At 46.4% G+C, this 26,578-nt stretch carries 16 protein-coding genes; 8 read left to right on the top strand and 8 right to left on the bottom strand.

From position 1 onward, the window contains the following. Positions 1-127 precede the first annotated feature (127 nt). A complete protein-coding gene (smc, locus tag F3I09_RS18140) occupies positions 128-3,658 on the top strand; it encodes a chromosome segregation protein SMC (protein WP_149696452.1) in 3,531 nt (1,176 codons plus the stop codon). 39 nt (positions 3,659-3,697) lie between these two features. Next, entirely contained in the window at positions 3,698-4,096 is a 399-nt protein-coding gene (locus F3I09_RS18135; RefSeq protein ID WP_149696451.1) for a DUF4259 domain-containing protein, read from the top strand. A gap of 88 nt (positions 4,097-4,184) precedes the next feature. Here the strand turns inward: F3I09_RS18135 and F3I09_RS18130 are convergent, their stop codons facing one another. Continuing rightward, positions 4,185-5,447 (bottom strand): NupC/NupG family nucleoside CNT transporter, encoded by a 1,263-nt coding sequence (locus F3I09_RS18130; RefSeq protein WP_149696450.1) that lies wholly within the window; start codon positions 5,445-5,447, stop codon positions 4,185-4,187. An 88-nt stretch (positions 5,448-5,535) separates the two neighbouring features. On the opposite strand from F3I09_RS18130, the gene F3I09_RS18125 reads away from it, so the two are divergent. Then, positions 5,536-7,815 carry a PVC-type heme-binding CxxCH protein gene (locus tag F3I09_RS18125; protein WP_149696449.1) on the top strand — a complete coding sequence of 760 codons (2,280 nt, stop codon included), beginning with the start codon at positions 5,536-5,538 and terminating at the stop codon, positions 7,813-7,815. 31 nt (positions 7,816-7,846) lie between these two features. Here the strand turns inward: F3I09_RS18125 and F3I09_RS18120 are convergent, their stop codons facing one another. The 4 genes from F3I09_RS18120 to F3I09_RS18105 form a co-directional block, all read right to left on the bottom strand. Beyond that, complete coding sequence (locus tag F3I09_RS18120) at positions 7,847-9,250, bottom strand: sigma-54 dependent transcriptional regulator (protein ID WP_149696448.1); 1,404 nt, start codon at positions 9,248-9,250, stop codon at positions 7,847-7,849. A gap of 285 nt (positions 9,251-9,535) precedes the next feature. Beyond that, entirely contained in the window at positions 9,536-10,063 is a 528-nt protein-coding gene (locus tag F3I09_RS18115) for a DUF192 domain-containing protein (RefSeq protein ID WP_149696447.1), read from the bottom strand. 10 nt (positions 10,064-10,073) lie between these two features. Beyond that, positions 10,074-11,255 carry an aminofutalosine synthase MqnE gene (gene mqnE, locus F3I09_RS18110; protein ID WP_149696446.1) on the bottom strand — a complete coding sequence of 394 codons (1,182 nt, stop codon included), beginning with the start codon at positions 11,253-11,255 and terminating at the stop codon, positions 10,074-10,076. A gap of 5 nt (positions 11,256-11,260) precedes the next feature. Then, on the bottom strand, positions 11,261-13,396 hold the full coding sequence (locus F3I09_RS18105) for a M43 family zinc metalloprotease (protein ID WP_149696445.1): 2,136 nt from the start codon (positions 13,394-13,396) through the stop codon (positions 11,261-11,263). Between the two features lie 318 nt (positions 13,397-13,714). On the opposite strand from F3I09_RS18105, the gene F3I09_RS18100 reads away from it, so the two are divergent. Continuing rightward, positions 13,715-16,765 carry a gliding motility-associated C-terminal domain-containing protein gene (locus F3I09_RS18100; protein ID WP_188133856.1) on the top strand — a complete coding sequence of 1,017 codons (3,051 nt, stop codon included), beginning with the start codon at positions 13,715-13,717 and terminating at the stop codon, positions 16,763-16,765. Positions 16,766-17,146: 381 nt separating this feature from the next. On the opposite strand, the gene trxA is transcribed toward F3I09_RS18100, so the two are convergent. Together trxA and dnaE are read right to left on the bottom strand one after the other, a co-directional pair. Further along, entirely contained in the window at positions 17,147-17,464 is a 318-nt protein-coding gene (gene trxA, locus F3I09_RS18095; RefSeq protein ID WP_110051685.1) for a thioredoxin, read from the bottom strand. 171 nt (positions 17,465-17,635) lie between these two features. Then, positions 17,636-21,280 carry a DNA polymerase III subunit alpha gene (gene dnaE, locus F3I09_RS18090; RefSeq protein WP_149696443.1) on the bottom strand — a complete coding sequence of 1,215 codons (3,645 nt, stop codon included), beginning with the start codon at positions 21,278-21,280 and terminating at the stop codon, positions 17,636-17,638. Positions 21,281-21,382: 102 nt separating this feature from the next. On the opposite strand from dnaE, the gene F3I09_RS18085 reads away from it, so the two are divergent. From F3I09_RS18085 to F3I09_RS18070, 4 genes are all read left to right on the top strand, one after another. Next, positions 21,383-22,264, top strand: coding sequence for a hypothetical protein (locus F3I09_RS18085; protein ID WP_149696442.1), 882 nt, complete (start codon positions 21,383-21,385; stop codon positions 22,262-22,264). Between the two features lie 289 nt (positions 22,265-22,553). After that, on the top strand, positions 22,554-23,195 hold the full coding sequence (locus tag F3I09_RS18080) for a C40 family peptidase (protein WP_149696441.1): 642 nt from the start codon (positions 22,554-22,556) through the stop codon (positions 23,193-23,195). 22 nt (positions 23,196-23,217) lie between these two features. Next, the gene (locus F3I09_RS18075; protein ID WP_149696440.1) at positions 23,218-24,153 is read left to right on the top strand and encodes a glycosyltransferase family 2 protein; all 936 of its coding nucleotides are present in this window, start codon (positions 23,218-23,220) and stop codon (positions 24,151-24,153) included. An 11-nt stretch (positions 24,154-24,164) separates the two neighbouring features. Further along, the gene (locus F3I09_RS18070; protein ID WP_149696439.1) at positions 24,165-24,965 is read left to right on the top strand and encodes a glycosyltransferase family 2 protein; all 801 of its coding nucleotides are present in this window, start codon (positions 24,165-24,167) and stop codon (positions 24,963-24,965) included. Here the strand turns inward: F3I09_RS18070 and F3I09_RS18065 are convergent, their stop codons facing one another. Then, positions 24,966-26,462, bottom strand: a complete 1,497-nt coding sequence (locus F3I09_RS18065; RefSeq protein WP_149696438.1) for a lipopolysaccharide biosynthesis protein — start codon at positions 26,460-26,462, stop codon at positions 24,966-24,968. Between the last annotated feature and the right edge of the window lie 116 nt (positions 26,463-26,578).

Below are 26,578 nucleotides of genomic sequence, written 5' to 3'. Positions count from 1 at the left end.
TATCAGAAAAAGGAGATTAATAGTCTGGTAAAAATGCATTATTATGGTATGATTAGGCAAATCCTGGTCATAAATCAGAGAAATCATAGTTATCTTTGACGGCTTAAAAAAACAAAGCAAAGCAATTGTGCGTTTAAAGACATTAGAAATCAAAGGCTTCAAAAGTTTTGCTGACAAAACCGTATTACACTTCGATGAGGGGGTAACGGGGGTAATAGGCCCCAACGGGTGTGGCAAAAGTAATATCATTGACTCCATCCGCTGGGTGATCGGGGAGCATAAAATCAGTAACCTGCGTTCGGAGAATCAGTCAGGACTGGTGTTTAACGGCTCCAAAACACGTTCTGCAAGTGGTATGGCCGAAGTGAGCCTCACGTTCGAGAACACCCGCAATGTATTGCCAACCGAGTTCACTACAGTTACCATTACCCGCAAGTTTTACAAGAACGGTGATAGCGAGTATCGTCTGAACGATGTGGCCTGCCGCCTGAAAGACATCCATAACTTATTTATGGATACTGGTGTCAGTACTGACTCCTATGCCATCATTGAGCTGGGTATGGTGGACGATATAATCAAAGATAAAGAGAACAGCCGCCGCCGCATGCTGGAACAGGCTGCCGGTATTTCCATCTATAAAACGCGTAAAAAGGAAGCCAAATCCAAGCTGGATGCTACGGAGGGTGACCTGAACCGTATTGAGGACCTGCTGTTTGAGATCAATAACAACTTAAAGACCCTCGAAGCCCAGGCACGTAAGGCCGAGCGCTTTTACGAGGTGAAAAAAGAATATCGCGAGATCAGTATAGAATTGGCAAAAGCCGCCCTAGAAGGATTTAATGTCACGTTTAAAGAACTGACAGATGAACAACAGGCGGAAAGTGACAGGAAACTGGCCCTGGAAACGGAGATCTCCTCCGCAGAGGCCAGTGTGGAAGAAGATAAACTGCATTTCGTTGCCAAGGAAAGAGAACTGCAGGTGCTGCAGAAATCCTTCAATGAACTGGTATCTACCATCCGTACCAAGGAAAATGATAAGAACCTGGCCAGCCAGCAGCTCACCTACCTGAAAGAGCGGGAACGCAATATCAGCCAGTTCCTCAATAATGCAGAGGGACAGTTGCAGGGACTGACAGATTCCATTGCTTTTACCGAGACACAGGTGGAGGAAGAACAGGATGCGTTTGAGTCCTTACAGGACCAGCTGGAAGGATTGCAGGAGATGATGGACGAGAAGAAGGAAGCGTTCAACCAGAAGAAACTATCCCTCGAAACCCTGCGCCGTGACCAGCAACAATGGCAGCGGCAGCAGTTCGAAGCGGAAAAGAAAGTGGCGGTAGCCGATACTTCCGTACAGAACCTGCAACGCAGTATACACCAGTTACAGGACGAAAAGGCCGGTCGTCAGTTGCAGATCACGCAACTGGAAGAAGAGAAGGTTGGGCTCCAGGAAACGCTGCAGGACCAGAAAGCAGACCTGGAAGATATGGTCGCTTTCCAGGAAGAGACCAAAGGAAAGATCCTGACCACCCAGGGAGAAATAGAAGGTCTGCGCGATAAACTGGTAGACGAGAACCGTGCGCTGGACCAGAAGAAGAATGAATACGACCTGTTAAAATCCCTTGTTGACAGCCTGGAAGGTTATCCTGAAAGTATCAAGTTCCTCAAGAAAAATCCAGACTGGAATAATACTGCTCCTATCCTGAGTGATATTTTCTTTTGTAAGGAAGAATATCGTACTTGCGTGGAGAATCTGCTTGAACCTTATCTAAACTACTATGTTGTAAATAATGCAGCAGAGGCAGTACAGGCCATCCGCTTACTGGATGATAATAAGAAAGGTAAAGCCAACTTTTTTATCCTGGACCAGTTCCACCAACCGGTTGGAAGCCTGTTTACCCCTCCGGGCGCTATTCCGGCCCTGCAGGTGGTAGAACTGGAAGAACGCTACAAGGGACTGGGTAACTACCTGCTGGGTAAAGTATTCATTACTGACGATATCAGTAACCTGGAATTCAGCCAGCTGGCAGACCAGGATGTATTGGTGATAGAGAAGAGCGGCAGAATGAACCGGGGCAGGTACAGTTTCAGTGGTGGTTCCGTAGGACTGTTCGAAGGAAAGAAACTGGGACGTGCCAAGAACCTGGAAAAACTGGATGAAGAGATCAAAGCACTGGAAGAAGTAGTGGCTAACCTGCGTCAGCAGATCCAGGATAAACACAACCAGGTATTGGGATACAATAGCCAGTTGAATGAGAATAATATCAATGCCGCCCGCGAGAAGATCAACCAGTTGAATAACCAGGTGTTCGGATTGCAGAACCGTATTGAGAACTTCCGTCACCTGGTAGAATCTGGCGAAAAGCGCCTGCTGGAAATGCAGGATTCCCTGGCAGCTAACCAGGAAAGCATTTCCGGTGTGAAAGATGAACTGGAGGACCTGAATGAAAAGGTGCATGCTTTGCACGATAATATAGTGGCCGCAGAAAGGGCAGCTACTGAGGCAGAGCAACAATTCAACCAGGCCAATGTACAGTTCAACAACCAGAACCTGCAACATACCCGTCAGCAGAGTAAGGTGCAGGCCCTGAAGCAGGAACTGGAATTCAAACGCAAACAATTAACAGATCTGCATGCGCAGATCACCAGCAATAAATCTCAGCTGGAAGATGCAGTGGCTAATATTGCTGCTGCGGAAGACAAGCTGGGAACAGCAGAAGATGGATTGATAGACCTGTTCCGTCGTAAAGAGGAAGAAGAGAAAGAGCTGAACGAAAAAGACCAGGAGTACTACAACTTCCGTAACCAGCTGCAGGAAAAAGAAAGCAGCCTGCGTGCGCGCCAGCGTGCCAAGGAACAGCTGGAACAGTCGCTGACAGTGATCAAGGACAAGGTAAACGAACTGAAACTGCAGCTGGCCTCCATGAAGGAAAGACTGAGTGTAGAGTTCAAGGTAAACCTGGACGAGATCATTGACGAACAGCGTAGTTCCGCATTGCCTGTGGATGAATTGCAGGGAGGCGCCGAGCGACTGAAGAAGCGTCTTGAAAATATGGGGGAGATCAACCCTACAGCGATCGAGGCCTACCAGGAAATGAAGAAACGTTATGAATTTATACTGGAGCAGAAGAATGACCTGGTAACCGCCAAAGAATCGCTGATGGCGACGATCCAGGAAGTGGAGGCAACGGCTAACCAGAAATTCCTGGATACCTTCAACCAGGTAAAGGAAAACTTCGTACGTGTATTTAAGGCATTGTTCACCGAAGAAGACCAGTGTGATATGATATTGAACGATCCTGAAAACCTGGCAGATACCGGTATTGAGATCATCGCCAAACCGAAGGGTAAACGTCCGGCTGCCATTACACAGCTGAGTGGGGGTGAGAAGACTCTGACGGCAACAGCCTTACTGTTTGCCATTTACCTGATCAAACCAGCGCCATTCTGTATCCTCGATGAGGTGGACGCGCCGCTGGATGATGCCAACGTAGGTAAATTCACCAATATGATCCGTAAGTTCTCAGACAATTCGCAGTTCATTATTGTTACGCACAACAAGCAGACAATGGCGGCTGTGGATGTGATCTACGGGGTTACCATGCAGGAACCGGGTGTGAGTAAGCTGGTACCGGTGGATTTCAGGAGTCTTAACTAAGTTAATCGTCAATAAAGCAAACCAAAAAAACTACATATCATGGGCACATGGGGTACCAGAAACTTCGAAAATGATGGCTCGCAAGACTGGGTATTTGAAATGATGGACAACAAAGATGGCGGCATGGTAGCCGACACATTGCAGTTCACACTTAACAAGGATGGCGTACTGGATACATCTGAATGCGAAGACGCCTTGGCCGCTGCAGAAGTAGTAGCTGCGCTGAGTGGTAAAGCAAGTGAAGATTTCCCGGAAGATCCGCTGGACAACCTGGATTCACTGCAACTGCTGGCTACTCCGGCACTCCGTAAACTGGCTGCCAGTGTTGTTGAAAAGATCAGGACTGCATCTGAAATGAAAGAGGCAAGAACTGAAGAAGGACAACTGGATAGCTGGGACGCTGTACTGGCCGATCTGATAAAGAGATTAGGTTACTAATTTATACTATAAAAGAGCTCCGCCTTATCATCAACCGGATACCGGAAAGATGATAAGGCGGATTTTGTTAGTATTTGTTTGTACCTACTTAAATCAGTATTCCTGCAATGGTTGCTGATAAATAAGAAGCCAGCGTTCCGCAGAAGAGCGCTTTTAGACCCAGGCTGGCCAGATCACTGCGTCTTTCCGGCGCAAGCACACCGATACCGCCTATCTGCATACCCACACTACTGAAATTAGCAAAGCCACAGATCGCGATACTCACGATCAATAGTCCCTTTTGAGTAAATACAGGTACTGCCTTATCTGTAAGGTTCTTGAATGCGATAAATTCATTGATGCTGAGTTTTTGTCCCAGCAGGGTAGCCACACTGTTTACATCCTGATCAGGTACCCCCATTGCCCAGGCAACAGGATAGAAGAGCTTTCCAAATATCCAGTTTAAGCTCAGTGCGAAGTCCAGGTGCAACAGCTGGCCTATCTTCAGTAATCCCCAGTCCAGGAAGGCAATCAGGGCCACAAATCCGATGATCATGGCGATCACGTTCATGGCTATTTTAAAACCATCGCCCGCACCATGGGTGATAGCGTCGATCACATTCACATACTGACTTTTTACCTCCAGTTTCACTTTACCCATGGTCTGGGATTCTTCCGTTTCCGGAAAAACAATCTTGGAGATCACCAGTGCACCGGGCGCTGCCATCAGGCTGGCGGTGATCAGCATAGGAGCAATGTCCATACCGGCCGCTTTACCCATATTGGAATATACCACCAGTATCCCCCCGGCTATACAGGCCAGGCTTCCACTCATGGACGCCAGTAGTTCACTTTTTGTCATGTACGGCAGATAAGGACGGATCATTACCTGCGCTTCAATCTGGCCTACAAAAGCACTGGCTACATTACTCAATGCTTCAGCGCCGCTCACCCGCATAATGAAGTTCATCGCCCTGGCTATCACCGCTACAATGCGCTGCATAATGCCAAAGTGATAGAGGATGGCTACGAGTGAACATACAAGTATGATCGCTGCCGTGATATTGAATGCAAATACGAAGCCACCGGTCAGGTAGTTACCGATGGTACCGGGCGTCTTTTCTACCGCAATACCACCATACACGAAAGCAGCACCCTGACGGGCGAAATCTTCCAGTTTGCCCATCGCCTTACCAATGCCCTGGAAGAACCGGAAAACAAACCCTACTTTAAAAATGAGTAATGCTATTAATATCTGCAGGCCTATTCCGCTGATTACCAGGCGGATGTTAATCTTTTTTTTATTGTTGGAAACCAGGTAAGCCAGTCCCAGTATAAGGATAATCCCGAAGATTCCTTGGAAACGTCCCATAAGCGCGTTAAAATGATATAAAAAACGAAGATAATTCCAAATTCCTAATTTAATTTATATTTTGGGCTTAACAATCGATTTACAAGAAATGCGTTACAGGTTTTATCTTTTAGGGATCGGCTTTTGGCTGGCGGCATGTAACAACAGCGGCAGCACGAAATCGTCAAAAGAATCAGACTCGCTGGCTATCCGGGAGAAATACGCTGTCTCTCCCGTGCTGGATGCTAAAACGGCTATCACGCATATGGAAGTAGAGAAAGGTCTGGAAGTGCAGCTGGTGGCGGCAGAACCATTGGTAACAGTGCCGGTGGCCATGACGTTTGACGAAAAAGGACGTATGTGGGTGGTGGAAATGACGGGGTATATGCCTGATACCATTGGTACGGGAGAAGATGTCCCTAACGGAAAGATTGTAATCCTGGATGATACAGACCATGACGGGGTAGCCGACAAACGTGAAGTGTTCATGGATTCGCTGGTACTGCCCAGAGCGATCTGCCTGGTGGAGAATGGTATCCTGATAGCCGAACCGCCTAAGTTGTGGTTTGTGGAGATCAACAATGGCAAGCCTGGGAAACGTACGTTGGTAGACGATAAATATACCGAAGGTGGCAATGTTGAGCACCAGCCCAACGGACTGCTGAGAGCCATGGACAACTGGATCTACAACGCAAAATCAGATAAGCGCTACCGTAAGGTAGGAGGGAAATGGCTGAAAGAACAAACACATTTCCGCGGTCAGTGGGGTATTACCCAGGATAACTATGGCCGCCTCTTTTATAATAATAACTCCGAAAATGTATTGGGAGATTACTTCCCGGCCGGACTAGGCGCGCATAACCTGCAACAGAAGAATGTATCCGGTTATGACGAAAAGATCGTTCCTGATACCCGCGTATATCCAATCAGAGCTACTACTGGTGTGAACAGGGGATACATGAAAAACGTGCTGGATGACAGCCTCCGCCTGCGTAATATGACCGCTGCCTGCGGACCGCTGGTGTACAGAGGTGGTCTTATGGGTAAGGCGTATGACAATAATATTTTTGTAGCTGAACCTTCCGGCAACCTCATTAAAAGGAACCTGGTAAAAGACAGCGGTTATATCGTAAAAGGGCAGCAAGCCTACCAGGGTCACGAGTTCCTGGCCAGTACGGATGAGCGTTTCAGACCGGTAAGTCTGTATGATGGTCCTGATGGCGCATTGTATATCGTGGATATGTACAGGGGGATTATTCAGCATAAAACCTACCTGACACCTTATCTTAAAAAAGAGATCAGAGGCCGTAGCCTGACCAATCCACTGAACTGCGGACGTATATATCGTGTCGTGCCTGCCGGTAAGAAACCGGTACCTGTATTGCCGGGAAATGAGCCCGGTGAATTACTGGCCTTACTGGATCATCCGAATGGCTGGGTACGGGATAAGGCACAACAAATGATCATCGATCATCACTATACTTCACTGGCGCCGGCATTGAAAGAACGCCTGCACCGGAAAAACAGCCTGAATGGACAGATCCATGCATTGTGGACGCTGGAAGGCCTGGGCGTATTACAGCTGACGGATGTGATGGTCATGCTTCATCAGTCCAACCCATATGCACAGGCGGAAGGCCTGGCAGCCCTGCCGGCGGTGCTTACTGCTGCCAATGGGAGGGAAGTACTGAAAGAACTGGCGGGAATGGAGAAGAATGTTTTCCTGGCGCCTTATGTTGCCTTATTGTTGCCAGCTTTTCCTCCACAGCTGCAGAAGGAGGTAGATATGCTGCAAATGCAGCTGGTAGAAAGCTATGCCAATGATCCATATGTAGCAGATGCTGTTATCAGCCGGATGGCTGGTAAGGAAACGGTATTACTGCAACAGCTTACCGCCTGGAATCCGGATAGCACACTGGTACTGCATAAACACCTGGAAACTGTATTGAAGGATATAGAGAATCGTAAGAAAGCCAGCATGAATGAGAGCCTGCAGAAGACTTATCCGAGGGGAACGGTGTTGTTTAAAACGGTTTGTCAGACCTGCCATGGGACAGACGGAGATGGTATACAATCACTTGCGCCACCGCTGAATCAGTCTGAGATCGTAACAGGGGATAAACAGCGTCTGGCTGCCATTGTACTGTTCGGCCTGACCGGTCCGGTGAATGTGGCCGGCAAACAATACAAAGCTCCGGAAATAAGCGGCGACATGCCGGGAATAGGTAGTAATGACGAGTTCTCAGACAAGGACATTGCTGAAGTGCTCAGCTTCATCCGTGGCGCCTGGAGTAATCACGCTTCCAAAGTAACAGAGAAAGATATCCAGGACGTCAGAAAACAATATAAGGGCCGCCAGAAGTCATTTACTGTGGAAGAACTGAAATAGGCGCATAACAGTATGTTGAATGCGTTACGGCTTACAGCAGTATGTTCAGGGTATGCAGTTTGTTGTAAAGTGTTTTACGGTCGATGTTCATTAACCTCGCTGCCTGCGATTTATTGAAGCGGACCTGTTGCAGTACGTCCAGTATCTTTTGGTATTCCGCCTGCCGGGTCACATTTTTGAGGTTGGCCTCACCGGGGATTGTTGACGCTGCCAATTCTCTGGGTACAGGACGTAATTCTTCCGGGAGATGTTCAATAGTAATAGGATCTTTTTCCGTTGACAACAAACATATGCGCCGCATCACGTTTTTCAGTTCCCGGATATTACCGGGCCAGGGATAATTGGAAAAGACAGCCAGCACTTCATCGGATAAGGGACCGCATTCTTTTTCCAACTCATCTTCAACAGTTTGTTTGAAGGTAGATACAAACAGCGGAAGATCATCCTGGCGTTCACGTAATGGTGGTACGTTAATGGTGAACTCATTCAGCCGGTAATAGAGATCGTCCCGGAATCTGCCATGCAGAACGGCGTGTTGCAGGTCTTCATTAGAGGCTACAATAATGCGGATGTCCACATGTACTTCTCTCGAGCTGCCTACCGGACGAACAACTCTTTCCTGGATAGTTCTTAATAAGGCAGTCTGCACTTCGTAAGACAGGTTACCTATTTCATCAAGGAATAAAGTTCCGCCCTGGGCTTCCTGGAATGCCCCAATCCTTGCCTGTATGGCGCCGGTAAAAGCTCCTTTTTCATGTCCGAACAGTTCACTGCTGGCCAGCTCGCGGGACAGACTACCGCAATCAATAGCTACCATGGGCTTGTCCTTCCGTTTACTCTGGTTATGTATCAGATGTGCCACAGATTCTTTGCCTGTGCCAGTCTCTCCCAGGATGATAACACTATAATCAGTAGGCGCGATCAGTTTGATCTGCGTATGCAGTTCCTTTGAGGTATTGCTTGCGCCATAGACAAACTGGCTGAGCTGCCCTTTGCGGGATACATATGTAGAAACAGGACCGCTTGTTAAAGGAGTGGTAGCTGGCAGTTGCTCTTTCGAGATCACTGCCTGATGAAGAAGGGCCTTCTGCACCAGCAGAATAGCCTGCGCTGCGTCTAATGGTTTAACGACATAGTCGCAGATACCCTGTTTGATCAGTTGAATGGCTACCCGTACATCCGGATAACCCGTCATCACAATAATGCTGGTGGCAGGGCTCAATTCCCTGATCCTGAGCGACAGAATGCTGCCATCTATCTCTTTGTCTTTCAGACGATAATCACAGAAGATGACATCATAATTTTTTTCCTTTACCATTTTAAGGGCTATGGCGCCAGAAACGCTATGATCTACCTGATATCCTTCTTTGGTGAGGATGGTGGTTAGCAATGTGCAGATATGGATTTCGTCGTCGACAATCAGGATAGTTTTCACATGTTAAGATTAAAAGGTGAATAATATTAGTTTCCTAATGACACGAACACTATTACTTGACCTATTAATTTAAATGATTGTTGGCAGGCAGGAATAAATGGAAAAACGATTAATGGTATATTATACATTCAGACTGCAAAAGGAATGAGATGTTTAATCCCGGCATGCAATCATTTAAATGTTATGGCTGGTATAAAGGTATCGAATTAATGCATGCAAGCAAAAAATAAAGACCGTTTCACTCAGTGTGAAACGGTCTTTATTTATAATACTAATATCATTATCCTACTTTATTTCCTTATAACTGATCTTATCACCATATGCGATATGATACTTATCGCAGAACCCTGCATTGACTTCCAGCACATACTGTGCTTTTTTGAAGGAGGGCAGGCTTTCTTCCGAGAGTGGAGTGGTATATTTCTGAACAGATACGATCTCTCTTTTTTCATTAATATATATAATATCAAGAGAGATATAAGTATTCTTCATCCAGAAAGATTGTTCCTCTGCATGAGGAAAGATGAACAACATTCCCTGTGTATCCTTCATGGACTTGCGGTCCATCAGGCCCTGTGCTCTTTCCTGGTCATTGGTGGCCAGTTCGATGTCGATCTGGCGGAGGGTATCATTATTTACCTTACTGAGAAAATAAAGAACACCTTCTTTTTTGAACTGTGGTTCTCCGGTTGCCGGAGCGGTGACGGCTGTTTCAGAAGATTGAATGTTGCTGACCTGACTGCGGTTGTTATGACATCCGGCAATATAGAGACAGAGTCCTGCATTAAATAGCAACCATCTGGAAGCAGACATAAACGTGTTTTTAACGGGCCATCAATTCTTCTTCAGAAAATACAACATCAGTATAATCCTTGATCTCATTGTAAACCGTATCCCTTTCCACAGGTCTTCTACCTGCCTGTTTGATCAACATGGCCAGCTGAGCGGTGTTCATGGAAGGATTCTGCTCCTCTGAGCCTGCCATAGAGTAGATCTTGGTGGTATCATCAATGGTACCGTCAAGGTCGTTTACCCCGAAGGAAAGGGTCAGTTGTGCTGTATTTCTACCCAACATAGGCCAGTAGGCTTTCAGATGGGGGAAGTTGTCCATGTAGAGACGGGCAATAGCATACAATCTCAGGTCTTCCACCACGGAAGTTTCCTGTACGTGGGACATTTCATTATCCTTGTTGCGGAACTTCAGCGGAATGAAGGTATTGAAACCTTTGGTCTCATCCTGGAGGCTACGCAGGCGTTCCATATGATCAACGCGGTGCCAGAATTGTTCCAGGTGGCCATACAGCATGGTTGCATTCGTATGCATACCCAGCAGGTGTGCTGTCTTATGTATGTGTAACCAGCCGTCTGCATCTACTTTATCATGACAGATCTGTGCACGGATGTCGGGATGGAATATTTCAGCGCCACCGCCCGGCATGGACTGGAGGCCAGCGTCATGCAGGATGCGCATACCTTCTTCCACGGAAACTTTTGCTTTGCGGAACATGTAGTCCAGCTCCACAGCTGTAAAACCTTTAAGGTGAAGATCTGGTCTATGCGCCCTTATTTTTTGCAGCAGCTCCACGAAGAAGTCGAGGTTCATCTTAGGATGTACGCCGCCCACAATATGAACTTCAGTAACAGGTTGGCCATCATACTTTTTTACGATGTCCAGCATCTGGTCGATGCTTAATTCCCAGCCTTCTTCACGGTTCTTATATAAACGGGAGTAAGAGCAGAATTTGCAGGTAAAAACGCAAACGTTGGTAGGCTCTATATGGAAATTACGATTGAAATAGGTCTTATCACCATGCATGCGCACTCTCACCGCATTGGCCAGAGCGCCCAGGTATGCCAGTTCTCCTTTCTCAAATAAAAGCAGGCCCTCTTCAGGTGTCAGCCTTTCTGCTGACAATACCTTCTCTCCAATGGTTTTCAATCCTTTGTCCAATCTTGTGTCTTGCAGTAATGTTGCTACGGCAGGATAATCATTTCTGGTCGTCATCTCACTTAATTCACTTTAGTTATCTTAATAGTCTTGACGTTATTCCTGTATATTAATTTTACAAAATAAATACCATTTGGCTCATTTACCAAATCAAAGATAAAACGGTTGCTATTGTTGATGGACGAGCCGGGTTGTTTGGCCACGAGTTGTCCTAACGTGTTATAGATCGCGATGTAATCCAGATCGTTAGGCACCTCCAGGAAGGTAATGAACAACTGGTTCACCACAGGCACCGGTCCTACCACAATACCTTTTTCCTTCAGATATGGGAGGGTATTCTTCGTAACGATATTGATATTGTCCAGGTAAATGTTGTTTTCCGCATTGCTGATATTCCTGAATACCACCCTGAACCGGCCTTTATTGATAATAGGGGTCAGATTCACTGAATCCCTGCGCCACTCGGATGCCATAGGAATAAACTCACTGGTTACCGGTTGTTTACGCGTCAGGAACGAAGCGCCGCCTTTTTTATAGAAGCTGTCAAGGGTCTGACCACAGTCGGAAGTGGTGAATATCTGCAGGCTGTCCCATACCCTATTTGAGCCGTTGACGCTGGAAAATGCGGCCGCAGCTACATCAAAGAACAGGAATATGGAGTCATGGCCTGCCGGGTTAAAGGTCGGGCTCAGAATGTCATCAATAGCATCGTTGGTATTGTACGCCAGGTTATGCATCACGATAGACTTCGTGCCTGAACTGGCGGCGTCGGATGTGAGCTCCCAGGTATAACTGTTGTCATAATTCTTTATTTCCCAGCCCGTTGGAGGGAAGGTATTGCTCTCAAAGCCCTCTGCATATGGGAAGCTGCCATCCGGATAGTACTGGAAGGTAGTCCAGGCGGTGTCGTTAGTCGGATCATCGTCGGCAATTCCATTAGGGGATAAGGTGTAGGCCTTCAGGATGTGGGCGCCTTCTTCCGAGGTACTGGAATCCAGCCGTACGGTAGCTGTTTTCAGTGCTGTCAAGCTGCCAGTCCAGTTATAGGTTCTTATAGCGCCATCGTCCACGATGTAATTGATCTTCACTGAAGTAAGCGTGTTCTTACCCTGATTTTTAAGTATAACTGAAGGCGTGATATAGTTTTCACAGATCTGTCCGAAAGGTGAAACGACTGTCAGTATCTGTGCATCATTGTCCAGGAGATTCAACGGTATGCAGCCATTGGAGGAAAGGAGGGAGGCCCTGTCTTCAGTCAGCGAGAGGCGCATCCTGTCCACCTGGTCGGAGGTAAAGAGCAGCATACATGCATCATCCGAATAATCCATGAAATTATTGAACATAATACCCGGTGAATCAACAGAGCAGGCGTCTGTAACAGGGAAGGCCGGACAGTTGTATGTATAGTTACCCTGTAAAGGGGTATCGTCAATGCCATCATCTGCCGCGCAGCCGGATTCATCTCCCCAGATGTGACGGAGAGAGAAATAGTGGCCTATTTCGTGCACAGTAGTACGCCCCACGTTGAACGGTGCCACGGCGCTGCCGGTAGTACCGAACCCTGTGTAGGTGATCACAACGCCCTGTTCACTGGCAGGATATCCTTCGGGAAAGGTGGCAATACCGAGGTAGTTGTCTGACAAGTTACACACCCAGATATTGAGGTAATTGCTGCTATTCCATGCATCGGCGCCACCGCTGGAGACGTGTTTTACTGCGGAAGCGGAATTGGATACGCTGAAAGAGCTCCGGGTAGTGGTCACTCTATCGATCCCGTTAGTGGGATTATCGTCCGGTGTACGCTGCGCCAGGCAGAATTGTATTTGCGCATCGCCCAGGCGCGGTTGCCATGCAACAGGAATATTGGAAATATCCGGAGCGCCGGCACTGTAATCCCGGTTTAACGCATCTATTTGCGACTGCACCTGTTCGTCTGTTACCTGACCGGGATTTCTCAGCACAATATGTACTACCACGGGAATGGTCACTGTAGGATAGACGGTTTTCATCTGCGCCCTCGACTGTTTGATGGAACGGGTCATTTCCTGGAGGCGGGCCTCCTTTCTTTCACGGATCTTCTGCAACGCCGGGTTGGACGCAATGAGTTGTTGCATCGCCTCTTCCGTACCGCACTTACGTTGGGCAAAAGCAGGTATAACATAGAGGCTGGCGAGGATAAAAAGGGTAAAATTGCGCAATGTTCTAGTTTGAATGTTAAAATACGGCTTGTCCCGTTATTTTTCCAGGAAAAGTTACAATCTTATAGCTATTATGCAGATGATGAATCTGCGAAAAGCGATATTGTTTGGTTAAATAATGATTATTTTATATTGTAACCATTTCGTAAATTGCCGCCTGTTTTTTGGGGCAATGCAATAAGTAAACGCATTTTGAGAAAATTTCTTATCAATTTAGTGAAACCCTTACCCTTTATTCCTGTTTATTCGAATTTATCTATGAGAGCGTTCTGGCTGTTATGTTGTATTTCAATTATTTCATTACTAACTATACCAGTATTGGCACAGCAGGCCAGTTTCACAGCGCCGGACACTGTTTGCGTTAGTGAACCGGTTAACCTGGCGAATACTTCCACTGGCGGCAGTTCCTACTATTGGAGCTTTTGTGCAGGCAACCTGTTTCAGGACCCTGAGGGACTTAACCTGGGAAATCCGAGTAATGTTTTCAGTATTCCGACGTTCGTGGATATGGTCAAAGAGGGGAACGACTATTACGTCTTCGTTACTAATAACGCCCAGTCTATTGTACGCATGTTCTTCGGGAATAGTCTCCTGAATACGCCCGTTGTAAATAACCTGGGTAACGTCGGCGGAAACCTCCCTCCACAGACAGAGGGCCTACAGATTATACAGGATGCAGACGGCTGGCATATTATTATTGTTGGTGGAGGAGGGGTTACCAGTCCGCAGATCGCAAAACTGGACTTCGGCTCCAGCCTGAATAATACTCCTACCTCTACGAACTGGGGTAATATTGGTACCCTGGCTTATCCCGTGGATCTTTACATGTTTCAGGATGCAGGTTCCTGGCATGGCCTCACCATCAATGCCGATAATAACACTATCACACGTTTTGACTTTGGTACTTCCTTTAACAGTCCGCCAACAGGTACCAACCTGGGTAACCTGGGGAACCTGGATTTCCCGACCGGTATTTACACAGCGAATTATAACGGTAACTGGTATGTGTTTGTTACCAACGGAGGCAACAATACTATTACGCGCCTTGATTTCGGTAATTCATTGCTGAATACGCCCGTGGCGACGAATATGGGCAATCCCAACGGCCTGCTGAATGCTCCCCGTGACATCTATATTGTAAATGATTGCGGTGGTGTTTTCGGGCTTGTGGCCAATGGAGAAGGAGATGATATCCTGAAACTGGAGTTTGGAGGTGGTAGTATCACGGGCAACATCACGGCTACCTCTTATGGTAATATCGGAGGCCTGGATTATCCGCATTCATTGTCTACCGTTTTCAGGGTAAAGGACGATCTGTATACTTTTGTGGCCAGCGCCCGGAATAGTACGATTGCCAGGCTGAAATTCAGCAGCTGTACCAACAGTAGTATACCATCATCCACACTTGTCAATCCGCCATCATTTACTTATAATCAACCAGGTACTTACACTGTCAATATGATCATGGACGAAGGTCTTCCCAGTCAGCAGACCACCTGCCGGAACATTGTCGTGGTGCCGCCTCCTGTGGTGGACCTGGGATCGGATGTAACCAGCTGTAACGGTACACCGGTATTACTGAATGCCGGTACCGGATTCAGTTCCTATAAGTGGTCTGATAATAGCACGGGCATTACCCTTGGTATAAATACCAGTGGTACCTATAGCGTGGAAGTAACAAACGGTGGCAGTTGTACGGCTACGGACGATGTTGTGGTGAATATAGATCCCTCATTGGATGCCACGCTCAATACAACAATGATCGATTGCCGGAACAGTACAGGCAGCATTGTCGTGAATGCCAGTGGCGGTACAGCACCGTTTACCTATACACTGAATGGTGTAGACAAAGGATCACAGAACAATTTTACGCAACTGGCAGCAGGTACATATACCATCGACATAAAAGATAACCTGGGTTGTACGATCAGCAGACAGGCAACGATCATAGCGGTACCTCCTCCTGTGGTGGACCTGGGATCGGATGTGACCACTTGTAACGGCACACCGGTATTACTGAATGCCGGCAACGGGTTTAGCTCTTACCAGTGGTCTGACAATAGTACTGGCAGCACCCTTACTGTAAATACCAGTGGTACTTACAGTGTGGTAGTAACAGACGCTAACGGTTGTACGGCTACGGATGATGTTGTGGTGAATATCAGTCCTACCTTAGATGCCACACTCAATACAACGATGCTCGATTGCCGGAACCCAACAGGTAGTATTGTTGTAAATCCCAGTGGTGGTATCGCACCTTTCACCTATACACTGAACGGTACAGACAAAGGCTCACAGAACAGCTTTACACAACTGACCGCAGGTACATATACTATCGGCATAAAAGATAACCTGGGTTGTACGATCACGAGACAGGCAACCATCATCCTGGATCAGACCAACACGATAGACATTTCCGCCGCCGGACAGTCACCTAGCTGTGAGGGTGTTGCAGATGGAGCGATTACTACGACCGTGATATCAGGACCGCCACCTTTTGAATTTGCCATTGATAATCAGCCATACCAGACGGGTACCACCTTTAATAATCTGGCGGCAGGTACTTATAAGGTTTATGGCCGTAACAGCTATTGTCTGGATAGCGCTACAGTGACATTAACAGCTCCTACTGCCATTGATTTAGCCATTACGCCAGTCGATGAATACTGTGCCAGAGGAAACGGAGAGTTAACGATAAGCGTTAATGGGGGGGCAGCTCCATACAAGTACGAGGTCAATGGTGTAGTGGCATCATCTACGCATCTGACACAGCTTTCAGCAGGCAATTATAATGTCGTGGTAACCGATGCCAAAGGATGTCGGGCCAGCAGCAATGCCGAAGTAGATGATATTGATATACCTGCAGTCACCATAACAAATAATGATACGACTATCAGTCTTGGCGACCAGGTGCAGTTGCATGCCATTAATGCGCCGGATTATAGCTGGACACCTGTGGAAGGGCTAAACTGTGTGGATTGCGCATCCCCTATAGCCCAGCCCATGCAACGGACCACATATATCGTAAGTACTGTTACAGGCCTTAACTGTATAAAAGAAGACAGGGTAACGATCTATGTGGATACCCGGCGCTTCCTGATTGTTCCCACCGCCTTTACGCCCAATAAGGATGGTGTGAATGATGTATTCCGGGTAAAGGCGGGTGGTGTGGCCGTTTTCAGAATGTCTGTATATAATCGCTGGGGGGAGCTGGTCTTTACTTCAAGCGATCTTCATAAAGGTTGGGACGGTACTTATGTAAAAGAATTGCAACCCAACGGCGCTTACGTATACATGATAGAATATTCCTACTATGGAAATGAAGGAAAGATATACGGTAAGAAGGGTACAGTTACGCTGATAAGATAATATCAACTCCGGATAAACTACATGTTTATAATAACCCCGCAACAAAAAAACGGGGAACAAAAACGCCAATGGACTCCTTTAGGACCTTTAGGAGTCCCAGTGTTTGTAGCCTGGATACACTACATGTTTATAATAACCCCGCGACAAAGAAACGGGAAACAAAACGCCAATGGACTCCTTTAGGAGTCCCGGTGTTTGTAGCCCCGGGTTGCAAACCCGGGGGTAACGTGGGATAACCCGGGGAAACGGTGGAACGCGGGGTGAACGCGCGCGGTTTGTAACGCTGTGTTTGTAACCCCGGGACCATTGGATCACATTCCCCAATAACAAAGCCGGCCCGTCTAAGACGAGCCGGCTTCTTTTATGATGTCTTTTACTCTATTAGAGGTTGGACTGAATCTTCTTTTCCAGAACGGATCTTGGAGCAGCACCTACCTGTTTGTCAACTACCTGACCATCTTTGATGAACAGAATAGCAGGAATGCTGGTGATACCGTAGTTGATAGACAACTGAGGGTTCTGATCTACGTTCACTTTACCCACGTTAACCTTGCCCGCATAATCTTTAGAGAGTTCTTCGATAACCGGACCGATAGCGCGACAAGGACCACACCACTCTGCCCAGAAGTCAATCACACTCAGTTTATCGGAGCTCAATACTTCCGTCTGGAAGTTCGAATCTGTGAATTCTAATGCCATGATATTTAAAGTTTATGAAATTATAGTAATCAAAGTTCCTGAATAAATTTATAAATGCAAATATATACATTCAATTTTCAAACCGGATGCAAATTACTGCTTTTTTGACAGCCGGTATTTGTTTGTTAAAAGGCGCCATTTGACCATGCAAATTAGCGCATTTTAGCACCCTTACTTATTGATTGTATCTATATACACATCGACATCAGGTTGTTTGGACAAGAAATGCGCCAGTTCATCATTCATCTCAATATGCTTGTTGAAAGTGTGGAGCTTGACAGTCATTTGATCATCACGATCAATGAGTTGCAGGAAAAGCTCACTGGCGCCCGGATATTTGGCAATATTATCTACCAGGAAGTCTACCAGCTCACGTGTAATGAATTTAGGCATGGTGACCAGCGTAACCTTCTTCGTATGTGTTTTCTTCACTTCCTGTAACAACTGGATACCGCTCACCTTGAACTCATATTCCGCATCGTTGAAACGTTTGGCTTTAAAACCACCATTAATAAAGAGACATAACCCGGTTTTGAGGTAAGGCGCAAAACGGATGAAGTCCTCACTCCACAGGGCAAATTCGAACTTACCCGAATAATCCTCAATCGTCATTATGCCAAACTGACGGTTATTTCTCGATATTCTTTCCTGTGCGCCCGTCACATAGACAGCCAGCCTGAAGTTACGTTCCCGGCCAGCACGAGCATTGCCGGGTGTGGTCAGATCTGCCTGATATTCAACCAGTTCCTGCACCGTGTTCATATTATAGTACCGGCTTTCAAAGCGGTAGTCGTCCAGCGGATGCCCGGAAATATAGATACCCGTCACCTCACGTTCGTTATTCAGTTTGAGAATGAGCGGCCATGCATCACAAGGTGGGATCTTAGGCGGTTCAATGTCGGGCATGTCTTCCGCACCAAAGAGGCTGCTCATGGAAGTGGCTGCTCCGGCAGATACCTGCTGACCGAACTTCACGATCTTGTCCAGACCGGTAGTGGTATCATTTTCAGGTTTATTGAAGTACTGGGCACGATGCAGTTCAGGGAAACAGTCGAAGGCGCCGGACATGGCCAGGGCCTCAAGAGATTTCTTGTTTACGGCACGTTGGTTCACACGTTTGATCATCTCAAAGATGTTCTTGTATGCACCCGCCTTTTGTCTTTCTTCCAGGATGTTCTCTACCGCAGCTTCACCCACACCTTTCAGACCTGCCAGACCGAAACGGATCTGGCCCTGTTTGTTCACCGCGAAACCTTTGAAGGACTCGTTCACATCCGGCGGCAATACGTCTATTCCCATACGTTTTGCCTCTTCCATGAAGAAGGTGATCTTTTCAATGTTGCTGGCGTTGTTCAGTACAGCCGCCATATATTCTGCAGGATAGTGTGCTTTCAGGTAAGCGGTCTGATAAGCCACGAAGGCGTAACAGGTGGAGTGGGATTTGTTGAACGCATAGGACGCAAATGCTTCCCAGTCCGTCCATACTTTATCGCAGACTTTCAGGTCATGTCCGTTGGCGGCACAACCCTCCATGAATTGTTTCTTCATTTTGTCCAGTACAGCCTTCTGCTTCTTACCCATGGCTTTACGGAGTACGTCCGCATCCCCTTTGGAGAAGTTGGCCAGCTTCTGGCTCAGTAGCATTACCTGCTCCTGGTATACCGTAATACCATAGGTATCATTCAGGTATTCCTCCATTTCTGCCAGGTCATATACCGTTTCTTCCAGTCCGTGTTTACGGCGGATGAACAGCGGGATGTACTCCAGTGGTCCCGGACGGTACAGGGCGTTCATCGCAATGAGGTCGTCAAAACGGTCAGGTTTCAGCTCGCGGAGGTATTTCTGCATACCGGCAGACTCGAACTGGAACGTGGCGTTGGTTTCCCCTTTCTGATAGAGTTCATATGTTTTGGCGTCGTCCAGCGGGATGTCGTCAATACTGATCTCTATCCCGTGGTTGGTTTTGATCAGCTCCAGGGCGCCCTTAATGATGGTGAGGGTCTTCAGACCCAGGAAGTCCATCTTGATTACGCCGGCGCTTTCAATGATACTACCTTCAAACTGGGTCACCAGCAGGTCGGAGTCTTTTGCGGTAGATACCGGGATCAGGTCGTACAGGTCTTTCGGTGCAATGATGATACCTGCCGCGTGGATACCGGTGTTACGCACGGACCCTTCCAGTACGCAGGCCTCTCTCAGCACTTCCCCCTGCAGGTCCTGTCCTTTGATCAGTTCGCGCAGTTTTTTCACATTTTCCAGGTCTTCAGGGCCCAGGCCTTCTTTTTCGGCCAGGCTCTTTTCCCCTTCATCAATAGGAGCGTTGAAGATACGGTCCAGCTGGATACCCGGTTTATCAGGTACCATTTTGGCCAGCATGTTAGATTCTACCAGTGGCAGGTCCATTACACGGGCCACGTCCTTGATACTCATCTTGGCAGCCATGGTACCATAGGTAATGATCTGTGCTACCTGGTTCTTGCCATATTTCTGCACCACATAGTCAATTACTTTCTGACGGCCTTCATCATCGAAGTCCGTATCAATATCGGGCATGCTCTTACGTTCCGGGTTCAGGAAACGCTCAAACAGGAGATTATACTTGATCGGGTCAATATTCGTGATACCTATACAATAAGCCACTGCAGAACCGGCAGCAGATCCACGGCCGGGACCTATGAATACCCCCAGGTCACGTCCGGCCTTGATAAAGTCGGATACGATCAGGAAGTAACCCGCAAATCCCATGTTCTCAATTACCTGCAGTTCGAAATTCAGACGCTCTTCTACCTCTGCTGTTACCTCCGCGTACTTCTTATGGGCGCCTTCCATGGTCAGGTGGCGCAGGTACTGGTCCTGTGTCAGGAAAGGGGGCGGAATCGGGAAGTTAGGCAGGAGGATGTCCCGCTTCAGGTCCAGCAGTTCCACCTTATCCACGATCTCATTGGTATTGTCTATCGCCTGCGGCAGATCGTGGAAGAGCGCGCTCATCTCTTCGGTGGTCTTGAAATAGAACTGGTCGTTATAGAAAGCGAAACGTTTGTTCTTCATGGACACGTCATCATCAGAGAAATCCTTCATGGTAGGCGTGCTCTTTTTCTCGCCCGTGTTGATACAGAGCAGGATGTCGTGTGCGTTGGCGTCTGCCTGGTCCACATAGTGGGAGTCGTTGGACGCAATGATCTTTACATTATGCTTGGCGGCAAACTTGAGCAGGGATTCATTCACTTTCTCCTGTTCGGGAATGCCATGCCGTTGTAATTCAACATAGTAATCCTCACCGAAAATGTCCAGCCACCATTTGAATTCATCTTCACCCGCCTCTTCTCCTTTTTTCAGGATAGCCCTGGGTACAGAAGCACCCAGACAGCAGGTGGTGGCAATAAGACCTTTATGATACTGGAGGATCAGTTCTTTATCGATACGGGGATATTTACCGTACAGGCCTTCCATGTACCCCAGTGAGCACAATTTGATAAGGTTGCGATAGCCTTCATCGTTTTTAGCCAGCAGTACCTGGTGATTACGGATATCTTTTTCCTCACGGGTAAAGGCACGTTTAAAGCGATTTTCCACTACGTAGAACTCGCAGCCAACAATGGGTTTTACCTTGAGTCTTTTATCCTTCGGATCTTCCGGATTCAGCTTGTTGTTGTAAGCTTCCGCCACAAACTGGAACACGCCGAACATGTTACCATGGTCCGTGATGGCCAGGGCCGGCTGATTGCTGGCCATAGCTTTCTTGTACAATGATTTGATGTCTGCTGCACCATCCAGCAGGGAATATTGTGTATGAACGTGTAAGTGGGAAAAGATCATTTGGCAAAATTCCGACTCTTCTGTCAGAATATGAATAAAAGGTTATGAAAATTTATGCACACTACTCATTTTAATATTGAGTACATACCATATATTTGCTATATGAATAAACTATTTTCCCTTCTATCCCTATGTGTTGTTGCCCTTTTGGCCCTCACATCCTCATCATGCGAAAAGGACGAGAATCCTAATCCTGGAGATACTGTTGTAATTCCTGTTGATACCATTGTATTAAGCGCAAAAGGAAAGATACTGACAGACACGATCTGGAGATACTATGAGTATTACAATAATTTCCAGACCTCCGGTTCCACACTGATCTGGAAAAGCAACCGTTCAGTAAACACACTGGATCTTCATCTGAACAAGGTAAAGTTCAATAAAGATGGTTCTTACTGGGAAATCACCGAAAAAGGAGATTCACTGAAAGGCACCTGGCATTTCACCAACAATGAAACGCAGATCGTGGTGAACAGTACCTCCACTTTTACATCTGACATTCGTGTACTGACAGCTAACCAGTTCGAGTGGGAGGTGGTGAACGGTACTACTTATGGTGTAATGATGAAACATTTCCCTGAGTCAGACAAAACAAAAACAGCCACTCAGTTGCTGAGCGGAAAGAAATGGAAGTATGAAACATATTTCTATAACTTCCCACAGGCATCAGCTGACCTTGTATGGCGTATTGGTAAACCAAATAATACCTTCACTGCGGTGGACCAGCTGACAGTTGAATACAAAGCCGACGGAACATCTGTTGAGACTTATAAAGACGGTTCTGTTGTATATGGTACATGGTTTGTGAACAGTGACGCTACGCGTATTACTGTAACGCCTAACGGTGGTATGAGCTTCGTAGCTGATATCAAAGTACTGAACGGAAAACGCTTTGAATGGAACCGCGTTGATCAGAACTATTACTATTATGGCGAGCAGATCTTAGCTGACACTACTGGTGGCAGTTCTGCCCGTCGTCAATAAAGCAGACGCTTAAACACAATGGCCTGGCTGAAAGATATTCTATCTTCCGGCCAGGCCATCGTCATTATTGCACTTTCGTATACCTGTTGTCGTTGACCTTTTCATGCTCCATTTATTGTGTAGAAACGTGGGCATCCATGCCGGCGTTGATACATTCATATCATTCGGTACGCTGGTTTATCCCATGGTAAATTGATATTTCATTAGTAATCAATATTACTGAACATGTTAAAAACATTTATTATAATTATTATTAGTAAATTAGCCCCGATTTAACCAACGGGCGCTTATGATCGGCAAAAAAAGTATTTCAGGGATAATGGCTATGTTTTGCGTGTTGGGACTGGCTGCCTGCTCTTCCTCAAAACAGGGAACAACGAAAAGAACAGGCAGTGGTAGTCGCGGCAATGTGGAATTCCTGGATGGTTTATCCATTAATGGAAATAATTATACGGCCAAAAGCAAAAGCACGCTGAAATTTACTGCTTCAAGTACGCTGATAGAAAATGCCCCGCTCTGGCAGTTCAAATATGCCCAATTGCTGGATGTTCGTGTAGAAGCAGTACTGAATACCAATCTGTTTGCATTTATTGAAGAATGGTGGGGCACCCCTTATGTATACGGTGGCAAGAACAGGAACGGAGTGGATTGTTCTGGCTTTACAAATAACCTGCTGGTAGCGGTATTCCGGCTGAACAGCTCAGGTAGCTCGGCACAATTATATGAAAAGGCCCGAAAATTGAGTAAATCAGATATGAGGGAAGGAGACCTGGTTTTTTTCAAAACTGATGGAAAATCAATCTCTCATGTGGGTGTATACCTGAATAATAATAAATTTGTGCACGCTTCAACGAGCCTCGGAGTGACAATCAGTGATCTGAACGAGACTTATTGGGCAAGATATTATGCCGGGAGTGGCAGAATAGAGTAAACCGGAAAAAGAGAAAAGATTCATGAGTAGTCCAGCAGTTTCAATATGTATACCGGCATACAGGCAACCCGACATGCTAAAACGCTGTCTTGACAGTATCCGGCAGCAGACATTTACCGATATAGAAGTAATCGTAACAGATGATAGTCCGGGCAATGAAGTGGAATTGCTGATCGACAGTTACAAGGATATTCTTCCCATCCGTTATAAACATAACGTCCCTTCTCTGGGAACCCCGGAGAACTGGAATGAAGCCATCCGCCAGGCAAAGGGAAAGTACATCAAACTAATTCATCATGATGACTGGCTGGCAACACCTGATGCATTGCAAAAGCTGCACGATGCACTGGAGGCTGCCCCCGGAAGTGATTTTGCATACGCAAGAGCGCTACTGGTGTATGATGACGGGAAAGAATGGCTGCTTCCTATGAAGATCGAAAACCTGGAACGTGTGCGCCGGGAGCCGGAATATGTGATGGTCGTAAAACCGATCTCCACACCCAGTGTCACGCTGTTCAGAAATAAATTCATGTACGATAACCGGATGAAATGGATGGTGGATATTGATGGTTATATTCATGAACTTTACCGTAATCCCGCCATCGTATGTGTGAATGAACCACTTGTGAAAGTAGGTATTCATGCTTATCAGGTAACGCAGGAATGTGAAGACAATAAGGAAGTGGATGTAAAGGAACACATACAGTTACTCGATAAGCTGCGACCCGGAATATTAAGAAAGTGGTTATATTATGACTACTTCTGGCGATTATTACGCAGATATAACATTCGCAGCAGCGCAGAGTTGACCGATCTGGCAAAGGGTTTTCCGGTGCATCCTGAGCTTTACCGCATGGCTGCCTTCCAGTCAAAACTGCCGGCTTCTTTATGGACAAAGGGCATTATTTCAAAAACTGGCATGTTTCTTTGTTATCTAACATCACTTTTAAAAAAATAATCTGATCCATAATGTTGAATGAGCTGATCTCTGTCGTAATTCCGTGTTATAATGATGGCGCCTATCTGCATGAAGCAATTGCTTCTATCCGCAGGCAGGATTATCCCAATTATGAGATCATTGTTGTAAATGATGGCTCCACTGATGCCGCTACTTTAAAAGTGCTGGATGAAGTTGTAGCCCCGGATGTACAGGTATTGCACAAGGAGAACGGCAGAATGGCCTCCGCAAGGAACTACGGCATCAGGCATGCAAAAGGCAGGATCATTGCTGCACTTGATTCAGATGACTATTTTGGTGATACCTTTTTTAAGAAGGCTATGGCCATACTGGATGCTCGCAAAGAAATAGGGGTCGTGACCTCTTATATCCAGTTGTTCGGCGCTGAAAGGTTAGTATCCAAACCTAGGGGTGGAACCGACGTTAATTTCCTGTTCGGCAATCAATGCCCTGCATGTGCGATATACAGAAGAGAATGCTGGGAAGATATCGGTGGCTTTGATGAAGCCATGAAACTGGGATATGAGGATTGGGAGTTTTATATCCGTGTGACCCGTCATGGATGGAAGATAGAAGTGATACCGGAAAGACTGCTGTTCTACAGGCAAACAAAAAAATCGACCTACCGTAACGATACCCGCCCGAATGTTGTGGAACTGGTTGACTACATTGTCAACAAACACCAGGACTGGTACCTGGATATGATCAAACAGCTGATCGTACGCCGGGAGATAATATATACTGAAAGCAGGATATCCTATCAGAACATTTTTAAAATGTTGAAGAACAGGCTGCTTGGGAAGTATAAATAGTTATGGTCTTCCTATTCTGTTGCCAATAAAGGAGATGCCCTTTTTATACAGTATGGTGATATCTTCTGAGAGGTTCAGCCTGATTACCGCAAACCCGTAGATAACCGCAAACACTATTGTTCGAACGATCATATTCAGGAGAGGTACGGAGATATTAATCAGCCGGCTTACAATAAAATACAGCGATAGCGTCAGTATAACTGAATACAGCGTTTGTCTCGTAAACGGCTGCATATGGTAGTTTTTCAGGAGGAACAGGTATCGGATCCCGTTGTAGATCGTCAGGGATATCAGCTGTGCTACGCCGGCTCCCATAATACCATAAGTTTTTACAAAATAATAGTTCAGCGGCAGTGTTAACGCCAGCAAGATGAGATGCGACTGTAATTCGAAGCGCCAGCGTGGAGAAGTAGAGATCACTTGTGAGTTTAACCCTGTACCCAATTCGATGATCTTTGTAATACCTAATATTAGTACAAGTGGTTTCCCCTCATGATAGATTGCCGGCAATTGCAAGAACTCAAAGGCATCATCCAGGTTCAGCCAGATAATAGAGAATATAAAGGAAGAAAAGATCAGCAGATTAATGGACGACTTGGTGTAGATGTTGGCAATGTTTGCCATATCATTGTCCTTCCAGGATTGTGCGATGATTGGTACTCCTATACTGATCATACTTCTTTGCGGTACATCTATTACAGTACAGATATAAGTAGCTAGTGTAAATACGGCAGCGAATTCCAATCCTTTGAAACTTGAGATCAGGATAGAGTCAATGGTCAGGCTGATGATAGTGATCACATTGCTGGCGAAGATGAATGCCGTGAAACGTAACATCTGTTTGCCAAGGTCTTTGGTGACCTGGCTGGGAAGTTTGCCCAGCGGTAATTGTTTCTTATACCAGAAGTAAAAAAATAATCCGAAGAACGTTACGGCATAAGTAAATCCGAAGATATTCATGAAGGTATGGAAGCGTATCAGGCCAAAGATGAAGGCCAACACTATAACAGTGTGAAACACGCGGAATACGACCTCTTTCATGAAGTTTGAAAGAATGGTCTTATGCTGATTCCATGCATATACTTCCATGATCTGAAAGCCCAGGAAGAAAAAGACAAGGGGATAACTGATATAAAAATACTCCACCAGTAAGGGCGATTTTCCGGAGAACTTGCGGATAATCAAGGGTTCCAGAAAATACGAACCTGCAAATACGACCGCTAATCCTATGCCACCCAGTGCAAATGCGAGGGTGAGCAGGTCCATTTTTTTTTGCGGAAGCCCCTTGTAGTAAGGATAGTAGCGGGCCACCAGGGTCGGAATACCCAGGCAGGCAACACTGGTCATCAGGGTAGAGATCTCGAAAAGGGTACGGGTAAGGCCGTTTTCTGCGGGCGCGAAGTATTTTGTCATCAGGTAGATGTTGATCGCACCCAGAATGAATCCAAAATATGTATAAATCGAAGAAACGAGGCTCTTAGTCCTTACAACGCCCATATAACACTAGTCTGTTTGACCCGCTAAGATATTTATATTTTTAGATTAAGGAGAGCTTTCATATAATATTGCCGCATATTTCTTATTTTGGCGACTTACTTAATTTTCGCCCTGCA

Origin of the sequence: Chitinophaga sp. CF418 (genome assembly GCF_900142925.1) — a bacterium.
Taxonomy (GTDB): Bacteria; Bacteroidota; Bacteroidia; order Chitinophagales; family Chitinophagaceae; genus Chitinophaga.
Note: the sequence above shows the minus strand (reverse complement) of the source record. Positions and strands in the feature narration are given on the sequence as shown.